Here is a 19,365-nt window from a genome sequence, read left to right on the forward strand (position 1 = left end):
GGGAGTGTCAGCTGATGCAGCTGCCACTGACCCACTGCTATCTGGAGCAAGCCCCACGCGTCACGTTTTGCCCACCTCAAGCGCCAGCTGCACCGCGCCATCGACGCTCAAGCCACTGAGCAGCACATGGGGCGCGAGCGCTTCGGGCAGCCCCTGCAATACCTCGCGGGCGTCATGCCGCACACGGGCCAGTACCAGGCGCTTGCCCTCCCCGCGCACCTGGGCAAAAAACGCCGCCAGGGCTTCGATGCTGGTGCCGTCCAGGTCCGGGGATTCTTCCAGGCTCAACACCACCGCCTCCACCGGCGACTGGCGCATCAGGCGCAAGGCCGTGCCCAGGATGCGTTCGGCATTGGCAAAAAACAGCGCTTCGCTGGGCCGTACGATCAATACCCCCGGCACGGCCAGGGCATCGGCATGGTGCTGGCGGTCGACAAAGTCATGACTGTCACCCAGGCGTCCCAGCACCTGGATGTCGGCTGAGGACATCTGACGCAGCATCAACATCACGCTGATCGCGACCGCCACCAGCAAACCATCCAGCACGCCCAGCACCAGCACCGCCACCACCGCACAGATCACCAGCACGCGATCGCGCCGCCACAGGAAATAACGCCCGAGCGGCTGCACGCTCAAGCCTCGTCCCAGGGCATAGATGACAACGGCCGCCAGCACCGGCTCCGGCGTGAGCGCGACATAGGGCAGCACCGTCAGCACAATCAGCAGGATAACCAGCGCCGCGATAATCCCCGCCAGGCGCGAATAGGCACCGGCCGCCTCGTTGGCCGACGTCGCCGAATACCCGGCACCGGCCGGCATGCCGTGGAACAGCCCGGAGACCAGGTTGGCCGCGCCCAGCGCCAGCAGGTCACGGTTGGATGACACGCGGTCGCCATGCTTGAGCGCGAACGAACTGATAGAGCCGTAGGACTCCGCATACAGGATCATCACCAGCGCAAACGCCAATTCCCCCAGGCGCAGCCAGTCGGCAAACGGCAGCACCGGCAAATGCCCCAGCTCCAGGCGCAGGTCGATCATGCCGATCTGCGCCACCCCGTAGGCCTGCAGGTCCAGGTACTGCCCCGCAGCGATGCCGAGCACCACGACCACCAGCCCACCAGGCAGGCGCGGCAGGCGTGCGCACAGCCACAGCACCAGCAACGCCAGCGCCGCCACCAGTGCCGCAGGCCAGTTCCAGCGCGGCAGCTGCTCCAGCAACTGCGGCAGAAAACGGATCAGGTTGTTATCGGTCAGGTGCACACCCACCACACCGGCCAATTGCTTGAGGATGATGGTCAGCGCCAGGCCGAAGGCGAAGCCACGCAACACCGGCTTGGCGATAAACGAGGTGACGCCGCCGAGCTTGAACAGCCCGGCCAACAGGAAAAACACCCCGGTGAGCAATACCAGCCCGAAGGCCAGGGACAGCCTCAGCGCCGGGTCGTCACCCGCCAGGCTCGCCGTGGCCGCCGCCAGCACAGCCGCCGACGACGAGGTGGCCGAGACAATCGCAAAACGGCTGCTGCCGAACAGGCCATAGCACACCAGCCCGGCAAACAAGGCGATTACCCCGGCCTGGGGCGGCAGCGCGGCAATACTGGAATAGGCCACGGCCTCCGGCAGCAGCAAACCGGCAATGGATAAGCCGGCCAGCAGGTCTTGGATGCGGTTCGACGGTACGGCAACGGGTGCATCGGTTTCAGTCTTCAATCGGCCCAACCCATCCTGGCAAAAAGCGTGCATAAGCTTAGCCCTCATTGCCCGGCGGCGGTTGCGCCGCGTCAGCTTTTGCGCAGGCAAAAAAAAGCCGATTCGCGGTGTGCGCGAATCGGCTTGCGGGCGTGAACCCCGGGGTCAGGACAGCAGCGAGTAAATCAATGCGGTAATCGCCACCAGGCCCACCGCCGTGACAAACACGTTGGACGCCTGCCCACGGTACCTGGCCATGGCCGGCACCTTGCGGATCGCGTACATCGGCATCAGGAACAGGATCGACGCGATGATCGGCCCGCCCAGGGTCTCGATCATGCCGAGGATGCTCGGGTTCAGCGTGGCAACGATCCAGCACACCACCAGCATGAAGGCGGCGGTCATGCGGTCCAGGGTCTTGGTGGCCGGGCGGCGACCGCTTTTGAGCACCAGGCCCTTGAGGCCTTCGCTGGCGCCGATGTAGTGGCCCAGGAACGACTTGGCAATCGCCACGAACGCGATCAACGGCGCGGCAAACGCGATGGTCGGGTTGTTGAAGTGGTTGGCCAGGTACGACAGGATCGACAGGTTCTGCTGTTTGGCTTCAGCCAGTTGCGCCGGCGACAGGGTCAGCACGCAACTGAACACGAAGAACAGCACCATCACCACCATCAACAGGTGCGCGCGGGACAGGATCTGCGAACTGCGCTCATCGGCGTGTTCGCCGTACTGGCGCTTCTGGTCGACCGCAAAAGCCGAGATGATCGGCGAGTGGTTGAACGAAAACACCATCACCGGAATCGCCAGCCACAGGGTGTTGAGCAGCGCGGACGGCGCCGGCACCACACTCGCGGTGCTGAGGATGCCACCGTTCCAATGGGGGACCAGGTACACCGCGAGGAACAGCAAGGCGACGATAAACGGGTACACCATCAGGCTCATGGCCTTGACGATCACCTGCTCACCGCAACGCACCACCGCCAGCAGGCCGAGGATCAGCACAAACGCCAGCAGCGCCCGTGGCGGCGGCATGATGTGCAACTGGTGCTCCATGAAGCTGCTGACCGTGTTGGTCAGGGCCACGCTGTAGATCAGCAGGATCGGGAAGATCGCGAAGAAGTACAGCAGCGTGATCAACGCACCGGCCTTGATGCCGAAATGTTCTTCGACCACATCGGTGATGTCGGAACCCGCGCGACCGGAGAGTACGAAACGGGTCAGGCCACGGTGGGCAAAGAACGTCATCGGGAACGCCAGCATCGCCAGGATCACCAAGGGCCAGAAGCCGCCCAGGCCGGCGTTGATCGGCAGGAACAAGGTGCCGGCGCCAATGGCGGTGCCGAACAGGCCAAGCATCCAGGTGGTGTCCTGGCGGCTCCAGCTTGAGAGGGTTGCAGGTGTCGTTGCATAGCGTTCGTCGACGCTATTGGCCTGATCATTCATCCGGTCGGATCTCCGCATTTACACGGCCGGGACGAGTCAGAAAAACCTGACAGGCAGCGCCCCGACCATAGAAGGGGCCGGATTGTCCGGGATTCTCGTGAATAAGCAAAGACTTAGCTGAGGAACGGTTATGCGGTGCAGAGGCTCAAGCGCGGCCCTGGACAGTGGTTTCGGGGGAGTGCCGCGGGTTGCTCGAGTGGCTGCCAGGCGCCATTGACGAGCGCGATCCAAGACTCTAGTCAAGAGACTCCCCATACTTTTAGAGAAGTCACCTACAGCAAAAAAAGAAATCTCTCGTATCCAGTTAAAAGTTTAACCACGACGCCTTTGCAATTGTTACACAACCCTACACAGCCATTGAGCAATCGCCAAAAACCCAACTAACATCGCCCCGCTCCAATCGAAGAACAACATGCTTATTTAAAATAACAAGGATTCCAACATGCGAAGACTCACTGTTGTTTTTGCTGGATTGTTGATCACGGGCCTACTCTGCTCGTCTGAAAGTTACGCCAATCAAACCGCGTCTGAACCTGACGTTCACGCACTGGCTTCCTCGCCTCAATGGCTGACCACCAAGGTTTATATCGAAGGCGAGCCGGACACCGACGTCAAGGCCAGCTACCCCGGCGTGGTCGGCATATCGATGTGGGACCCGCAGCGCAATCGCTATGAGTTCTTCTACACCGATACCGGCCGCTCGAAGCATGCCGATGGCGGCGGCGGTTATTTCCTGGTCACTGGCGATAAAAAGACCCATATCCTGGTTCCTGACGTTGGCCCGACCAGAACCATTGTCAGAAGACTCGAAAAACTCGACAGCAGCGAATTCACTTATTCCCGCGAAGTGCCGCGCGACATGGTCAGCACTAACCCGCCCGTTCGGATTTATGTGGTACACGCCCCCTACATCGGCCCCATGAAGACAGTTATGTCGAACTGATTAAACATTCATGTTTAGTGATAAACCCGAATAACAAACAAGGCACCTGATAATGAATATGCGCAAACTGTTAATACCCGCACTGCTGGCCGTGACACTGTTACCCGGTGCAGCGATTGCACACACTTCAACAGCCCTTCCTGCAGAAAACGCTGCTGCCACAGCGGACAACGCCGTCATGTTGACCGTATTTCTTAAACACGATCAATCACGCCCGTTGAGCGAATTGAAACAACAACTGGCCAAGCAGGAATTTCACAAGGTGTTCCCGCCTGCCGGGGTGGAAGTGCTGAGTTGGAACATCACCATGGGTATCGGGCAAGTCGTCGTGCTGCGCCTGCCGGCGTCGCGCCTGGCGGAAGTCAACCTGGCGATCGAAAACACCGCATGGGGGGTCTACACCACGGAATTCTTCCCCACCTATAATTTCATGCCCATCGCTCAGGCCGAGCAGGAAAAGGCACGACTTAGCCCCCCGCAGTGATCTCCTGCTGGCAGCAGCGCCCCTGTTCCGGCTGGGGCGCAACTTTTTCGGCACCTGATGCATTTGACAGCCCCGCACCTGTCCCAGCATGATCGGCCCATGATCCTTTTTCAGCAGTTCCTCACCCGCACCACCACCACGACCGCTCCAGGCGGGTCGTGCGGTTGCCGTGGATGCTTGAGCTAGACACTTCACGAATTCAACCCAAGGCCCCGCCAGCAATGGACGGGGCCTTTTTATTGCTCCGTCGACTGGCACTCACAAGGAGCAATACCATGGCTGACGCCCTGTTGATCATCGATATGCAAACCGGCTTGTACGATGGCCCCGACAAACCCTTTGAACGCGAGCGCGTGCTGGGCACCATCAACTCGTTGATCGGCCGCGCCCGTGAAGCCGGCGCGCCGATCCTGGTCGCCCGCCATACCGGCCCGGCGGGCTCGCCGATAGCTGCAGGCAGTCCGAATTGGCAACTGTGGCAAGGGCTGCAGGTAGACGAGATTCACGACCATCTGTTCGACAAAACCCGCCCCAGTTGCTTCCTGGGTACCGACCTGGCCCGACGACTGCAAGCCCTGGAGGTTAATCAACTGGTGATCGTCGGGATGAAAACCCAGTACTGCATCGACACCACCTGCCGCGTGGCGGTAGAGCTGGGCTTCTCGGTGATCGTGCCTGAAGACGCCCATACCTGCATGGACACCCCGGCGCTGAAGGCCGAGGCGATCATCGCGCATCACAATGCCACGCTGGCGGGGGCGTTTGGGCTGAGTGTGAAAGCGGCTGACGTCCGGTTCTGACCGGTACAGACTGTAGGAGCAAGCGTGCTCGCGCCTGCAGTCGTAGATTTTTTCTACCCGAGCAAAACGCGCCCTCCTGCAAATCCCGCATACTGATGCCCTCAAACCCTTCAGGAAGAGCCTTCCGATGACCACCACTGTTCTGGTTCTGGTTGAAACCATCAATGAATACCTGCAAATCATCGAGAGCAACGACTTTCATGTGATCCTGGCGCCCACACCCAGCGAGCGCGCCCAGGCGATCAAGACCCATGGCGGGCAGATCAAGGCGGTGCTCACCCGTGGCCCGTTGGGGCTGTATGCCGAAGAAATCGCGGCCCTGCCGCTGCTGGAGATCATCTGCGTGATCGGCGCAGGTTATGAGCATGTCGACCTGCAGGCCGCGAGCAATCGCGGCATCGTGGTCACCAATGGCGCCGGGGTGAATGCGCCATCGGTGGCCGACCACGCCATGGCGCTGCTGTTGTCGCTGGTGCGCGGCATTCCCCAGACGGACGCAGCGGTACGCCGCAGCGAATGGCCCAAGGTCATGCGCCCGTCCCTGGGCGGCAAGCAATTGGGCATCCTCGGGCTCGGCGCGGTGGGCCTGGAGATCGCCCGGCGCGCGGCCCTGGGCTTTGGCATGGAAGTGAGCTATCACAACCGTCAGCCGCGCGATGATGTGGACTACACCTACTGCGCCACGGCCGTGGAGCTGGCGCGCAACTCGGATTTCCTGATCCTGGCCACGCCCGGCGGCGCCGGCACGCGCCACCTGATCGACCGCCACGCCCTGGACGCCCTCGGCCCGAACGGGTTCCTGGTGAATATCGGCCGTGGCAGCGTGGTGGTTACCGCCGACCTGGTCACCGCCCTTGAACAACGCCGTATCGGGGGCGCGGCGCTGGACGTGTTCGACGATGAACCCATGGTGCCGGATGCCCTCAAGCGCTTGAGCAATACCGTGCTCACGTCCCACGTGGCCGGCCTGTCTCCGGAGGCCGCCCACGACACCGTGCAGCGCGTGGCCGACAACCTGGTGGAATACTTCGCCGGCCGTCCGGTGCTCACCCCGGTTGTATTGCCCGCGCCCGAAAAATGACCGATCAGGCAGGCTGATCACCCTTCAACACGCTAACCTATTAAGCCGCCCCGACCTTGTCGCTGGGCGGTGGTGCGCATTAGATTAGGAAATAGTCCGACGCCTTTAGAATAAGCAGAAGGGATAAGCATGGCGCTTAACGACCAATCGACCCAGATTCGCCCAGGCGAAGAACTTGATGCCAGCCTGATCGATCCCTACCTCAAGGCCCATATCCCTGGCCTGAGCGGCACGCCCACGATCAGCCAGTTCCCCGGCGGTGCATCCAACCTCACCTACCTGCTGGAATACCCCGGCCAGGAATTCGTGCTGCGTCGCCCACCCTTTGGCCACAAGGCCAAGTCCGCCCACGACATGGGCCGCGAATACCGCATTCTCAACCAGCTCAAGGATGGTTTCCCGTATTGCCCCAAGGCCTATGTGCACTGCACCGACGCGTCGGTGATCGGCGCCGAGTTCTATGTGATGGAACGGGTCAACGGCATCATCCTGCGCTCCGACCTGCCCGCCGAACTGGGCCTGGATGCCACCCGGACCGAGGCGTTGTGCAAGAGCTTTATCGACAAGTTCGTCGAACTGCACCAGGTCGACTACCGCGCCTGCGGCCTGGCCGACCTGGGCAAGCCTGAAGGTTATGTGGCACGCCAGATTGGTGGCTGGAGCGACCGCTACGAAAAGGCCCTGACCCCCGACGCCCCCAACTGGGAAAAGGTACGTGCGTGGCTCAACGACAAGATGCCCGCCGACCATCCCACCTCGAGCATCGTGCATAACGACTACCGCTTCGATAACGTGATCCTCGACCCGCACAACCCGATGCAAATCATCGGCGTGCTGGATTGGGAGCTGACCACCCTCGGCGACCCGCTGATGGACCTGGGCAACACCCTTGCCTACTGGATCGAAGCCGGCGACCCGGCACCGGTACAACTGATGCGCCGCCAACCGAGCAATGCCCCCGGCATGCTCACCCGCCGCCAGTTCGTGGATTACTACGCCGAACGCTCGGGCATCCAGATCGACAATTTCGACTTCTACTACACCTACGGCCTGTTCCGCCTCGCCGGCATCGTGCAGCAGATCTACTACCGCTTCTTCCACGGCCAGACCCAGGACAAACGCTTTGCGCAGTTCATCCAGATGAACAAGCTGCTGGAGCAGATGAGCCTGAATGTCATCGGTAAATCAGCCCTCTAAGGAATCGCTAATGTCCAAGACCCACCTGTTCGACCTCGACGGCAAGATTGCTTTTGTGTCCGGCGCCAGCCGTGGCATCGGTGAAGCCATCGCCAAGCTGCTGGCCCAGCAAGGCGCCCACGTGATCGTCTCGAGCCGCAAGCTCGAAGGCTGCCAGCATGTGGCGGACGCGATCATCGCCGACGGCGGCAAGGCCACGGCGATTGCCTGCCATATCGGTGAAATGGAGCAGATTACCCAGGTGTTTGCCGGCATCCGTGAACAGTTCGGCCGCCTGGACATACTGGTCAACAATGCCGCGACCAACCCGCAGTTCTGCAACGTGCTGGACACCGACCTCGGCGCTTTCCAGAAGACCGTTGACGTGAACATTCGCGGCTACTTCTTCATGTCGGTGGAAGCCGGCAAGCTGATGCGCGAGAACGGCGGTGGCAGCATCATCAACGTCGCTTCGATCAACGGCATTTCGCCGGGCGTGTTCCAGGGCATCTACTCGGTGACGAAGGCCGCCGTGATCAACATGACCAAGGTGTTCGCCAAGGAATGCGCCGAGTTCGGCATTCGTTGCAACGCCCTGCTGCCGGGCCTGACCGACACCAAGTTCGCCTCGGCGCTGGTGAAGAACGACGCGATCCTGAAAATGGCCCTGGCGCAGATCCCGCTCAAGCGCGTGGCCGACCCGAGCGAGATGGCCGGTGCGGTGCTGTACCTGGCCAGCGATGCGTCGAGCTACACCACCGGTGTGTCGCTGAATGTGGATGGCGGCTTCCTGTCCTGAGTACGCCTGGGTTTCTACAGATCGATTTACGCGTAACCTTGGCGCAGATCGATCTGTCTCAGGATGAAACATGGAACTCCACATCGTCATCAACGGGCGTAAGGACCTGGCGGCCCAGCTTTATCAGCAGTTGCGTGAAGCCATCGCCACCGGGCGCCTCTCGGCGGGCGCGCAACTGCCACCCAGCCGCCTGCTGGCCGAGCAATTAGGCGTATCGCGCAAGACCGTATCCGACACCTACGCCACCCTGACCTACGAAGGCCTGCTGGTGGGCAAGATTGGCCGTGGCACCTTCGTCAACGCGTGGGCACCACAGCCGAATCGCGTGCAGACCGCCACCGACCTGGCCTGCGCCGCCAACCTAGGGAAGTGGCAGTCACTGCCCTCGCCCATGCGCCATCCCACTCGCGACAGCACGTTGCGCTACGAATTTATCGGCGGTGCCACCAGCGGCAACCAGTTCCCCCAGGATGAATGGCGGCGCTGCACCCAGGACGCGTTGCGGCGCATCGCCCGGGACAGTGGGTTCTACAGCCAGCCGGAAGGGTTGCCGGCCCTGCGCAGCGCCATCGCCGGGCATATCGCGTTTTCCCGTGGGGTCCAATGCCGCGACAGCGACATCGTCGTCACCAACGGCGCGCAGCAGGCCCTGGACCTCATCGCCCGCGTGGTGCTGGAACCGGGCAGCATCGTCGCCATGGAAGACCCCGGCTACAGCCCTGCGCGCCAGTTATTCATGGCGATGGGCGCGCGGGTCATCGGTGTTTCCGTCGATGAGCAAGGCATCCAGGTCGACCGGATCCCCGATGGCGCACGGCTGATCTACGTCACGCCCTCCCACCAGTTCCCCCTCGGCATGCCCATGAGCCTGCCGCGTCGGGAAGCGCTGTTGGCACGCGCCTTCGAGCTGGGTGCGATCATCATCGAGGACGACTACGACAGCGAGTTCCGCTACGAAGGCCGGCCCACCGACTCTCTGCAAAGCATGGACAGCCGTGGCGTGGTCACCTACGTCGGCACCTTCTCCAAAACCCTTCTGCCCGAACTGCGCCTGGGCTATGCGGTGCTGCCCCCGGCGATCTACGGCGCGGTGCTCAAGGCCAAGCAATTAACCGACCAGCACAGCTCCACATTGCCGCAATGGGCGCTGGCCAAATTCATCAGCGAAGGCTATTTGCTCAAGCATATTCGCCGCTGCCACAGCGTATACGCCGGGCGCCGCGAGCGCATTTTGCAGCGCCTGGCGGGCGACCTGTCGCCGTGGTTCGAAGCGGTGCCCACCGTCGCCGGGTTCCATATGGCGGCGTTGTGCAAAGTAGCGGTGAATATCCCGTTGCTGATGGCATTGGCGCGCCAGGTGGAAGTCGGCCTGTACCCGCTGGACGTGTTCTTCCACGACACGCCGGTGCGTCCGGGCCTGATCATCGGGTTTGGGGCCATCGAGACCCTCGACATCGACCCGGCGCTGGACAAGGTGCGCGATATTCTCCAGCAGATTGGCTAAGGTTTTTTCCGCCGGATTGGTCATTGGTCGCTCGAAAATCCCGGCGTACGGTGGACAGGTCTCGAACCACTCGGAAACCTCACCATGAAACGCCTGCTCGCCATCACCCTGATGCTCGCCTCAATCAGCGCCTTTGCCCACGCGCCCGTGTACAACCAGGAATCGATCAAGGTCCTGCAAGAACACCCGCTGCCCCAGGTACCCGGCAAGAAAACCCTCCTGCTCACCGTCGACTACGCCCCCGGCCAGGCCACCGTGCCCCACAGCCACACCGGCACGGCCGTGGCCTATGTGCTCGAAGGCGCGATTACCTCGCGGGTGAATGATGAGAAAGCCAGGACCTACACGGTCGGCGAATCGTTCTACGAGCCCGCGGGTTCGCGACACTTTGAATCCAGCAATGCCAGCCAGACCCAACCGGCCAGGCTGCTGGTAGTGATGGTGCTGGATGACAAGGCCGAGGTGCTGACCCCTCTTCCACACTAATCAGCCTCATCACCAATCAGCAGCATGGGTGAAGCCCCTCCCACCGCCAGCGACTCACGGGCGCTTGAACTGCCGGCGCAGTTCTTCGATCTTTGGGCGGCACACACACCCATCAAGGTGATCATTGACCATCCCCATCGCCTGCATCAGCGCATACATCGTGGTCGGCCCGACGAACGTCCAGCCGCGTTTCTTCAAGGCCTTGGACAGGCGCACCGAGGCCGGCGAGGTGGGATTGCCCGTCCAGTAAGCCAGGTCCACCACTGCCGGGCGCTCTTCCGGGCCGGGCTCGAATGCCCACAACCACTGCGCCAGCGAGCCGGTCTCATCCACCAGCTCACACGCCCGGCGGGCGTTGTTGATGGTGGAAACGATCTTCGCCCGATTACGCACGATGCCCGGGTCCTGCATCAACCGTTCGACATCTGCCTCGCCGTACTGCGCCACCCGGCGAAAATCAAAACCGTCGAACGCCGCCCTGAACGGCTCGCGCTTGCGCAGGATGGTGATCCAGGCCATGCCGGCCTGGAAGCCTTCCAGGCAGATCTTCTCGTACAGTTGAACATCATCCGCCACCGGTACGCCCCACTCGTGGTCGTGATAACGGAGGTATTCCGGCGCGGCCGTGCGCCAGGTGCAGCGGGTCAGCCCGGTGTCGTCAGTGGTCAGTCCTGGTTTGTCCATCCATCACCTCATGTACTTGGCGGCGGATGATAAGCGAAAAAATTTGCGCCCCGCCAACCGCTCAAGCATCAACCTTCGCGACCAACTGGTCAGACCGGGACCTGCCAACCGCCGAATTTTTACTTGTGATTTCAAAAATACCTGGCCTAGACTGGCGACGCACTGGACTTACCGGTATGACCACAACAATTAAGCCCTGGAACCACCGGGGCACCGAATAGAGATCCCTCCCATGCTCAGATGGTGCTCGCGTTCGATTTTCCTGCAAGTCGTGATTGGCCTGATGCTCGGCATCGTGTGCGGCCTGGCCCTTCCCGAATTCTCCTCGCAACTCAAACCCCTGGGTGACGGCTTTATCAAGCTGATCAAGATGCTGATCGGCCTGATCGTGTTCTGCGTGGTGGTCAGTGGTATTTCCGGGGCCGGCGATTTGAAGAAGGTCGGGCGCATCGGCCTCAAGTCGGTGATCTACTTTGAAGTGCTCACCACCATCGCCCTGGTGATCGGCCTGGTCATGGCCTTCAGCACCGGGATCGGCACCGGCGCCAATATCCATCTGGAACAGCTCTCCTCCGCCGGTCTCAATGAACTGGCCGACAAGGGCCAGCACATCAAGGGCACCAGCCAGTTCCTGATGGACCTGATCCCCAACTCGGTGATCGGCGCCTTTGCCGACAACAATGTCCTGCAAGTGCTGCTGTTTTCGGTGCTGTTCGGCAGCGCCTTGAACCTGGTGGGCGAAGCGGCCTCCGGTATCACTCGGCTGATCAATGAACTGAGCCATGTGATTTTCCGCATCATGGGCATGATCGTGCGCCTGGCGCCCATCGGCGTGTTTGGTGCGATCGCCTTCACCACCAGTACCTACGGGCTGGACTCCCTGCAACACCTGGGCAGCCTGGTGGGCCTGTTCTACCTGACCTGCCTTGCCTTCGTCGCGCTGATCCTCGGCGTGGTGATGCGCCTGTCGGGCCTGCGCATGCTGCCGCTGCTCAAGTACCTGCGTGAAGAACTGCTGATCGTGATGGGCACCGCCTCCTCCGACGCGGTGCTGCCGCAGGTCATGCGCAAACTCGAACACCTGGGCATCGGCAGCTCCACCGTGGGCCTGGTGATTCCCACCGGGTACTCGTTCAACCTCGACGGTTTCTCGATCTACCTGACCCTGGCCATCGTGTTTATCGCCAACGCCACCGGCACGCCACTGTCGATGACCGATCTGCTGACCATCCTGCTGGTGTCGCTGATCACCTCCAAGGGCGCCCACGGGATTCCGGGGTCCGCGCTGGTGATTCTGGCGGCAACGCTTACGGCGATCCCGGCGATTCCGGTGGTCGGCCTGGTGCTGGTGTTGGCGGTGGACTGGTTCATGGGCATCGGTCGCGCCTTGACCAACCTGATCGGCAACTGCGTCGCCACCGTGGCCATCGCCCGCTGGGAAAAAGACATCGATATCCAACGCGCCAACAAGGTGCTCGACGGCCAGCAAGGCTATGCCTTCCAGGCCAGGAAGCCGGTATCACCGGCGCACCAGGAATTCTAACGCTGTCTCATGGGCGACACTGGCTAATGTGGGAGGGGGCTTGCCCTCCCCCACATGACTGTATTAGCAACATTAAGGAAGTATCGACGTGATCAGCACCTCAACCGTCGTCAATTCAGTCGTAGAAAAACTCCGCGCCGCACTCAAGCAGGGTCAGTGGCGCCGGGGCGAAATGCTCCCGGGCCAGCGCGAACTCGCCGAACAGCTGGGCATCAGCCGCCCCAGCCTGCGTGAAGCGGTGATCGTACTCGAAACCCTCGGCCTGGTGCGCTCCATGCCCGGCAAAGGTGTGGTCGTGCTGGAAACCAGCGTCAGCGAACCACAATCGAGCGACGCCGTGGCCGATGCCAGCCTCGAAGACATCCTGCAACTGCGCTACACCCTCGAACCCTTTATCGTCGGCCTGGTGGCCCAGTCCATCAGCAGCAAGGAAGTCGGCCAATTGCGCCTGACCCTGATGGACATGCGCGAAGCCCTGGATGCCGGTGACGCCGAAGCCGGCATGAACGCCTACCTCGATTTTCACGAAGAACTGTTCGCGCTGACCGCCAACCCGATCTTCCAGAACGTGGTGCAGCAAACCAGCACCGCCCTCAAGCAAAGCGCCCAGGTACTGCGCAACTCCCCCGAGCACCTGGCGGAACGCCTGCAGGAAAATGAAGCGGTGGTACGCGCCATCCGCAACAAGAACAGCGCCCTGGCCAGTGCCGAGATGCGTCGGCACATCCTCCAGGAAGGCCTGCGCATGGGCATTCACTTGAACATCCCGGACGACCATCTCGGCAACTGATTTTTTGGAGACAGGCCATGACCGCCCACGCCCTGCAACGCGATCCGATCATTCCTGCCCTGCGCCTGGTGGCCGGAAAAAAGCCTTCGGTGGACGACATCTACCCACGGTTGTTCGACGCCATCCTCGAACAGCGCATCGCCCCATCCAGCCGCTTTACCGAAGAAGGCCTGGGCGAAACCTTTGGCGTCAGCCGCAGCGTGATTCGCCGGGTGCTGGCCAAGCTGTCCCACCAGCAAGTGGTCATCCTGCGCCCCAACCAGCGTGCCCAGGTCGCGGCGCCGGATGCCCAGCAGACGCGGCAGATCCTCGAAGCGCGGCGCATGACCGAAATCACGGTGGTGCAATTGGCCTGCGCCCAGGCCACGCCCACGCAGATACGCCAGCTGCGCGAGCTGATAGCACGGGAACGCGACGGTATAGACCGCAACCAACGTGGGCCGGCGATTCGGTTGTCAGGGGAGTTTCACCTGCAATTGGCGCAGATGGCGGGTAACGCGCCGTTGGCGCAGTTTCTCAACAGCCTGGTGCCGTTGACGTCGCTGATCATTGCCCAATTCGAAGCGAAAGCCTGCACGTATTGCGCGTGGCAGGAGCATGTGGCGATTGTGGATGCGATTGAGCAGCGGGATGTGACTGCTGCGGTGGGCTTGATGACCCGGCACCTGGATCACCTGGAAAGCAAATTACTGAAACACCACTGATATCCGGATAGATAAAGATCCAAATGTGGGAGGGAGCAAGTCGAATCGTCGCACCGCCCCTCCCACATTGGTTTTACCCAGGCATCAAGCCGGTTGCAGCACCGATTGACCACTCAACGCCAGGTCCAGCAGTTCACGGTTTGCCACCGCGTACATGGCGTAGTCCGTGCCGACCGCAGCACGGATTTCCACCATCATTGCGACCCAACGATCAGCCATGTCCTTGTGCTGCTCAAGCCACAGGGCCACGCGGGCTTCCATGTCCTGTGGCGCGTCGGCCATTTGCAGGACGGAAATGGTGATCGCCCGTTGCTGCCAGTCCACATCGTCGCGGAACGCTTCGCGGGCCTGGGCCTGCCAGTTGTTGGCCACGGGCAGATCGCTGATCTGCTGCAGGTACCACGGCAGGTCCAGGGCGCTGCCGACAGCGAAGTAGGCCTTGGCCACTTCGGCTGCGTCATGCCCGGTCACATCAGCGGCTTCGATGATCGGCAGCAAGGTGTACAGGTGGGTCGTGCCTGCAACCATGCGCGCCAGCAACTCCGGCACGCCGGCTTCGGTGTAGGCCTGGTAGCGGGTCTGCCAGCCTTCGCGGGTCGGACCTTCCAGCAGTTCGTCGAGCTTGAGGCCCAGCGCGGCCAGGTGCGGACCGAAGTGCGCGGTGTCACGGCCGGCGTCCTGCTCGTTGCGACGGCTGCGCAGGAACCAGCGCGTGGCGCGACGGCCCAGGCGCATCAGCTCATCCATCAACTGCAATTGCACGTCAGCGGAGACCTGGTGGTCCAGGGCTTCGATCTGACGGAACCAGTGCGGGAGGTGGAAGATGTCGCGCACGATCACGTAGGCACCGGCCACGTTCGCCGGGCTCATGCCGGTCGACTCCTTGAGTCGCTGCACGAAAGTGATGCCCATGTGGTTGACCAGGTCGTTGGCGATCTGGGTGCTGACGATCTCGCGCTTCAGACGGTGGCGACGCATGGCTTCGCCGAACTTGGCCACCAGGCTCGGTGGGAACGCGGTCTCCATGTCGCGGGTCAGGTAGTCGTCATCCGGAACCAGCGACTTGAGCAGCGCTTCCTTGAGGTCGATCTTGCTGTAGGAGATCAGCACCGACAGCTCCGGACGGGTCAGGCCCTTGCCGGTGGAAGCGCGCTCGGTGAGCTGCTCCTCGGTCGGCAGGTACTCGATGGCGCGGTCCAGCTTGCCACGGCTTTCCAGGTCGCTCATCAGGCGCTTGTACTCGGCGGCACGCTCGTAGGCTCGGCGCGCAGCCAGGGACAGGGCCTGGGTCTGCTTGTAGTTGTTGCCCAACACCAGGCTGCCGACTTCGTCGGTCATGCTCGCCAGCAACTGGTTGCGTTGCTTGTCGGTCATGTCGCCGGCCTGCACCACTTCATTGAGCAGGATCTTGATGTTCACCTCGTGGTCGGAGCAGTCCACACCACCGGCATTGTCGATGAAGTCGGTGTTGGAGCCGCCGCCATTGAGGCCGAACTCCACACGGCCCAGCTGGGTCATGCCGAGGTTACCGCCCTCGCCCACTACCTTGCAGCGCAGCTCGTTGCCGTTGACGCGCAACGCGTCGTTGGCCTTGTCGCCCACATCCGCATGGCTTTCGGTGCTGGCCTTGACGTAGGTACCGATACCGCCGTTCCACAACAGGTCCACCGGCGCCTTGAGCAAGGCGTTCAGCAGTTCGGTCGGGGTCAGCTTGTCGGCCGAAATGTCGAAGCGTTCCTTCATCTGTGGCGAGATGGCAATGCTCTTCGCGCTGCGCGAGAAGATACCGCCGCCTTCGGACATGATGCTGGTGTCGTAGTCGGTCCAGGCCGAACGCGGCAGCTCGAACATGCGCTGGCGCTCGACGAAGCTGGTGGCCGGGTTCGGGTTCGGGTCGATAAAGATATGCAGGTGGTTGAAGGCCGCGACCAGTTGCAGCTTGTCGGACATCAACAGGCCGTTACCGAACACGTCGCCGGCCATATCGCCGACGCCCACCACGGTGATGCTGTCTTCCTGCACGTTGATGCCGCGCTCACGGAAGTGACGCTGCACACCGACCCACGCGCCCTTGGCGGTGATGCCCATTTTCTTGTGGTCGTAACCGGCGGAACCACCGGAGGCGAACGCGTCGCCCAGCCAGAAGCCGTAGTCGATGGCGATGCCGTTGGCGATGTCGGAGAAGGTCGCGGTGCCCTTGTCCGCTGCCACCACCAGGTACGGGTCATCGTCGTCATGGCGCACGACGTTGGCCGGCGGCACCAGGGCGCCATCCTTGAGGTTGTCGGTGATGTCCAACAGGCCGGAAATGAAGATGCGGTAGCAGGCGATGCCCTCGGCCGCGATTTCGTCACGGCTGCCGCCCAGTGGCAGGCGACGCGGCAGGAAGCCGCCCTTGGCGCCCACCGGCACGATCACCGAGTTCTTCACTTGCTGGGCTTTGACCAGGCCGAGCACTTCGGTACGGAAGTCCTCTTCACGGTCGGACCAGCGCAGGCCGCCACGGGCCACGTTGCCAAAGCGCAGGTGCACGCCTTCGACACGCGGCGAGTAGACGAAGATTTCAAACTTCGGCACCGGCTTGGGCAGCTCGGGGATCGCGCGCGGGTCGAACTTGAAGCTGAAGTACGACTTGTTCTGGCCGTTGGCGTCGGTCTGGTAGAAGTTGGTGCGCAGGGTGGCCTTGATCAGGTCCAGGTAGCGACGCAGGATGCGGTCTTCGTTAAGCACCTGGACGTCGTCCAGGGCCGTGAGGATCGCTTGTTCCAGGCGTTGCTGCTTGTCTTCCAGGTCATCGGCGGTGAGCTTGCGCGCCAGGTAGAAACGGGTCTTGAACAACCGGGTCAACTCGCGGGCGATGTCGGTGTGGTTGTTCAGGGTGCTGGCGATGTAGCCGAGGTCGAAGCCCAGGCGGATCTGCTTCAGGTAACGGGCGTAGGCACGCAGCAGCGCGACGTCGCGCCATGGCAGGCCGGCGGTGAGTACCAGGCGGTTGAACGCATCGTTCTCGGCATCGCCGTGCACGATGTGCACGAACGCGTCCTGCAGGGTGTCGTTGAGCTGCTGGATGTCCAGGTTCACGCCTTCGGCGGCGATGAACGCGAAATCGTGGATCCAGAATTCGCGGCCGTTGGCATGACGCAAGCGGTACGGGAACTCACCCAGCACGCGCAGGCCGAGGTTTTCCAGGATCGGCAGCACGTCGGACAGCGCCAGTGGGGTATCGGCGTGATACAGCTTGCAATGCAGCTCGCGCTGGCCGGACACCTGGCCCAGGGGCTGATAGAAGCTCATCACCAGCGGGTTGGCTTCGGTGAGGCTGAGCAGGTGCTGCATGTCAACCACGGCCGAATGCGCAGCGAAACGCTCGCGGTAGCCGGCCGGGAAGCCCTTCGGGAAATCCGCCAGCACGTTGGTGCCGTGGGCTTCGCCGAAGCTTTCCACAACGAGGCTGGAGTAGTCGTCCTGCCAGCTGCGGCAGGCCTGCACCACTTCTTTTTCCAGTTGCAGCGGGTCGATGTCCAGGCGGTTCTTCGGGTCGACCCGCAGAATCAGCTGCACGCGCGCCAGCACGGATTCGGAGAAGAAGGTCCAGAATTCGCAGTCCGAGGCTTTCAGGCGATCCATCAGCACTTGCTGGATCTTCTGGCGCACTTCGGTGGAATAGATGTCGCGCGGCACATAGGCCAGGCAGTAGCAGAAACGACCGTACGGGTCTTTGCGCAGGAACACGCGGATCTTGTTGCGTTCCTGGATCTGCACGATCGACATCACGGTGCTGAACAGCTCGTCGACCGGGGTCTGGAACAGGTCGTCACGGGGCAGCACTTCAACGACTTGAGCAAGCTCCTTGCCCAGGTGCGCCTTGGCCTGGAAGCCGGAGCGGCGTTCGATTTCCGCGACCTTGCGGCGGATATACGGGATGACGCGCACGCTTTCGCCATACACCGACGAGGTGTAGAGGCCCATGAAGCGGCATTCCTTGATCACCTTGCCGTCGGCATCGATCTGGCGGATCGACACGTAGTCCGGGTAAGCCGGGCGGTGTACACGGCTCGGGTGCGCGGCCTTGGCGAACGACAGCACGGTCGGCTCGCGCAGGTACGACACGGCGTAGTCTTCGATGCGCAGGTCGTCGGCGGTGAGGCCGGCGCGCAGCAGCTTGGTCAGACCGAGGAACGAGTTGGCGTCATATTCGATATGACCGCCGTCCGCCTCGTCACGTACCACAAACTCTTCATAGCCGAGGAAGGTGAAGTGGTTGCCCACCAGCCATTCCAGGAAGTTCTTGATCTCGGCTTTTTCTTCGCCGTCGATGCCGAACGGGCTGGCGTCGATACCTTCCAGCAGCTCCTGGACCTTGGCCTTCATCGGTTCGAAATCGGCCACGGCCACGCGCACTTCGCCCAGCACCTGCTCAAGCTCTTTGCTCAGCACGTTCAGTTCGGCGGCGTTGGCGCAGCGGTCGATTTCCAGGTACATCAGCGATTCTTGCTCGATGCCTTCGCCCTGGGTGCCCTTGGGCAGGATTTCCAGCAACTCGCCCTTGCTGCCACGGCGCACGCTGAGCACGGTGGTCTGCAGGGTATGGATGCTGTAGCCACGGCGGTTCAGCTCGGTGCGTACCGAGTCCACCAGGAATGGCAGGTCATGGTGCAGCACTTCGACCGCGGTGTGGGTCGATTGCCAGCCATGACGTTCGTAATCGGGGTTGTAGACCCGCACTTGCGGTTGGGTGTGATCAAAGCGCTCAAGCAGGCGCCAGGCAGACAGGGTGCAACCGGCCAGGTCGGAAAGGCGACGCTGGGTCAGTTCATCCAGGGAAATGATGCCGAAGAATTGTTCAGCGAACAGCGCCACTTGTGGCAGTGCCTGTTCACTGATGTGCTGCGCCAGTGCCGCTTGCAGTTGATGCTGGAAGTCGGCCTTGCTGGCTGCGGTGAAGAACGCCATCTGTGGTACTCCGCTTGGGCTTGTTATTGATGGAAGCGTCGCGTGTTATCCCCTGGTGGGGAGACCGTCAGCTCTGTTCGCAGGTAACGAGTTAAGCACCATAAACGAATCAGGGTGACAGGTGGGTGAAGCTGGACAAGACAATGAGGTCACATACAACTTCCATAAGATGCGCACCTTGCCGGGTGACGGTACGACGGGCAGGTCAGGCGCCTGGCACGTGCACATCCGTTGCGCAGCTTAACGAGTGTGGGAAGCCGGGTGCTTGCGGTGCTGCGACATATTC

General features: G+C 62.0%; 15 protein-coding genes. 11 read left to right on the top strand and 4 right to left on the bottom strand.

Annotated elements, in window-relative coordinates; all coding sequences use genetic code 11:
• Positions 1–60: 60 nt before the first annotated feature.
• Positions 61–1,710 (bottom strand): SulP family inorganic anion transporter, encoded by a 1,650-nt coding sequence (locus BM416_RS02800; RefSeq protein ID WP_092485602.1) that lies wholly within the window; start codon positions 1,708–1,710, stop codon positions 61–63.
• A 144-nt stretch (positions 1,711–1,854) separates the two neighbouring features.
• Positions 1,855–3,132: a serine/threonine transporter gene (locus BM416_RS02805; RefSeq protein WP_092485131.1), complete on the bottom strand. Its 1,278-nt coding sequence runs from the start codon at positions 3,130–3,132 to the stop codon at positions 1,855–1,857.
• 442 nt (positions 3,133–3,574) lie between these two features.
• On the opposite strand from BM416_RS02805, the gene BM416_RS02810 reads away from it, so the two are divergent.
• The 8 genes from BM416_RS02810 (at position 3,575) to BM416_RS02845 (ending at position 10,405) form a co-directional block, all read left to right on the top strand.
• A complete protein-coding gene (locus BM416_RS02810; RefSeq protein WP_092485134.1) occupies positions 3,575–4,075 on the top strand; it encodes a DUF4822 domain-containing protein in 501 nt (166 codons plus the stop codon).
• 52 nt (positions 4,076–4,127) lie between these two features.
• Positions 4,128–4,559, top strand: a complete 432-nt coding sequence (locus BM416_RS02815; protein WP_371856027.1) for a hypothetical protein — start codon at positions 4,128–4,130, stop codon at positions 4,557–4,559.
• Between the two features lie 275 nt (positions 4,560–4,834).
• Positions 4,835–5,359: a cysteine hydrolase family protein gene (locus BM416_RS02820; RefSeq protein WP_092485137.1), complete on the top strand. Its 525-nt coding sequence runs from the start codon at positions 4,835–4,837 to the stop codon at positions 5,357–5,359.
• Between the two features lie 127 nt (positions 5,360–5,486).
• Entirely contained in the window at positions 5,487–6,440 is a 954-nt protein-coding gene (locus BM416_RS02825; protein WP_092485140.1) for a 2-hydroxyacid dehydrogenase, read from the top strand.
• Positions 6,441–6,569: 129 nt separating this feature from the next.
• Complete coding sequence (locus BM416_RS02830) at positions 6,570–7,637, top strand: phosphotransferase family protein (protein ID WP_092485143.1); 1,068 nt, start codon at positions 6,570–6,572, stop codon at positions 7,635–7,637.
• 10 nt (positions 7,638–7,647) lie between these two features.
• Positions 7,648–8,415: an SDR family oxidoreductase gene (locus BM416_RS02835; protein WP_027608558.1), complete on the top strand. Its 768-nt coding sequence runs from the start codon at positions 7,648–7,650 to the stop codon at positions 8,413–8,415.
• Positions 8,416–8,485: 70 nt separating this feature from the next.
• Complete coding sequence (locus tag BM416_RS02840; RefSeq protein WP_092485146.1) at positions 8,486–9,919, top strand: MocR-like pyridoxine biosynthesis transcription factor PdxR; 1,434 nt, start codon at positions 8,486–8,488, stop codon at positions 9,917–9,919.
• Between the two features lie 84 nt (positions 9,920–10,003).
• Positions 10,004–10,405: a cupin domain-containing protein gene (locus BM416_RS02845; RefSeq protein ID WP_092485149.1), complete on the top strand. Its 402-nt coding sequence runs from the start codon at positions 10,004–10,006 to the stop codon at positions 10,403–10,405.
• Positions 10,406–10,459: 54 nt separating this feature from the next.
• Here BM416_RS02845 and BM416_RS02850 read toward each other — a convergent pair whose 3' ends face one another.
• On the bottom strand, positions 10,460–11,089 hold the full coding sequence (locus tag BM416_RS02850; RefSeq protein WP_092485152.1) for a DNA-3-methyladenine glycosylase I: 630 nt from the start codon (positions 11,087–11,089) through the stop codon (positions 10,460–10,462).
• Between the two features lie 217 nt (positions 11,090–11,306).
• On the opposite strand from BM416_RS02850, the gene BM416_RS02855 reads away from it, so the two are divergent.
• The 3 genes from BM416_RS02855 (at position 11,307) to BM416_RS02865 (ending at position 14,126) form a co-directional block, all read left to right on the top strand.
• Positions 11,307–12,632: a C4-dicarboxylate transporter DctA gene (locus BM416_RS02855; RefSeq protein WP_175539031.1), complete on the top strand. Its 1,326-nt coding sequence runs from the start codon at positions 11,307–11,309 to the stop codon at positions 12,630–12,632.
• Between the two features lie 88 nt (positions 12,633–12,720).
• Positions 12,721–13,422, top strand: coding sequence for a FadR/GntR family transcriptional regulator (locus BM416_RS02860; RefSeq protein WP_027608565.1), 702 nt, complete (start codon positions 12,721–12,723; stop codon positions 13,420–13,422).
• Between the two features lie 17 nt (positions 13,423–13,439).
• On the top strand, positions 13,440–14,126 hold the full coding sequence (locus BM416_RS02865) for a GntR family transcriptional regulator (protein ID WP_092485158.1): 687 nt from the start codon (positions 13,440–13,442) through the stop codon (positions 14,124–14,126).
• 84 nt (positions 14,127–14,210) lie between these two features.
• Here BM416_RS02865 and BM416_RS02870 read toward each other — a convergent pair whose 3' ends face one another.
• Positions 14,211–19,079: an NAD-glutamate dehydrogenase gene (locus tag BM416_RS02870; protein ID WP_092485161.1), complete on the bottom strand. Its 4,869-nt coding sequence runs from the start codon at positions 19,077–19,079 to the stop codon at positions 14,211–14,213.
• Positions 19,080–19,365 lie beyond the last annotated feature (286 nt).

It is taken from the genome of Pseudomonas sp. NFACC42-2, assembly GCF_900116055.1.
GTDB lineage: Bacteria > Pseudomonadota > Gammaproteobacteria > Pseudomonadales > Pseudomonadaceae > Aquipseudomonas > Aquipseudomonas marginalis.

Bases quoted from the DNA above. Each gene is read 5' to 3' on its own strand.
- BM416_RS02805 (WP_092485131.1), bottom strand. From the start codon at position 3,132: ATGAATGATCAGGCCAATAGCGTCGACGAACGCTATGCAACGACACCT.
- BM416_RS02820 (WP_092485137.1), top strand. From the start codon at position 4,835: ATGGCTGACGCCCTGTTGATCATCGATATGCAAACCGGCTTGTACGAT.
- BM416_RS02870 (WP_092485161.1), bottom strand. From the start codon at position 19,079: ATGGCGTTCTTCACCGCAGCCAGCAAGGCCGACTTCCAGCATCAACTG.
- BM416_RS02815 (WP_371856027.1), top strand. From the start codon at position 4,128: ATGAATATGCGCAAACTGTTAATACCCGCACTGCTGGCCGTGACACTG.
- BM416_RS02850 (WP_092485152.1), bottom strand. From the start codon at position 11,089: ATGGACAAACCAGGACTGACCACTGACGACACCGGGCTGACCCGCTGC.
- BM416_RS02865 (WP_092485158.1), top strand. From the start codon at position 13,440: ATGACCGCCCACGCCCTGCAACGCGATCCGATCATTCCTGCCCTGCGC.
- BM416_RS02825 (WP_092485140.1), top strand. From the start codon at position 5,487: ATGACCACCACTGTTCTGGTTCTGGTTGAAACCATCAATGAATACCTG.
- BM416_RS02830 (WP_092485143.1), top strand. From the start codon at position 6,570: ATGGCGCTTAACGACCAATCGACCCAGATTCGCCCAGGCGAAGAACTT.
- BM416_RS02835 (WP_027608558.1), top strand. From the start codon at position 7,648: ATGTCCAAGACCCACCTGTTCGACCTCGACGGCAAGATTGCTTTTGTG.
- BM416_RS02845 (WP_092485149.1), top strand. From the start codon at position 10,004: ATGAAACGCCTGCTCGCCATCACCCTGATGCTCGCCTCAATCAGCGCC.
- BM416_RS02840 (WP_092485146.1), top strand. From the start codon at position 8,486: ATGGAACTCCACATCGTCATCAACGGGCGTAAGGACCTGGCGGCCCAG.
- BM416_RS02810 (WP_092485134.1), top strand. From the start codon at position 3,575: ATGCGAAGACTCACTGTTGTTTTTGCTGGATTGTTGATCACGGGCCTA.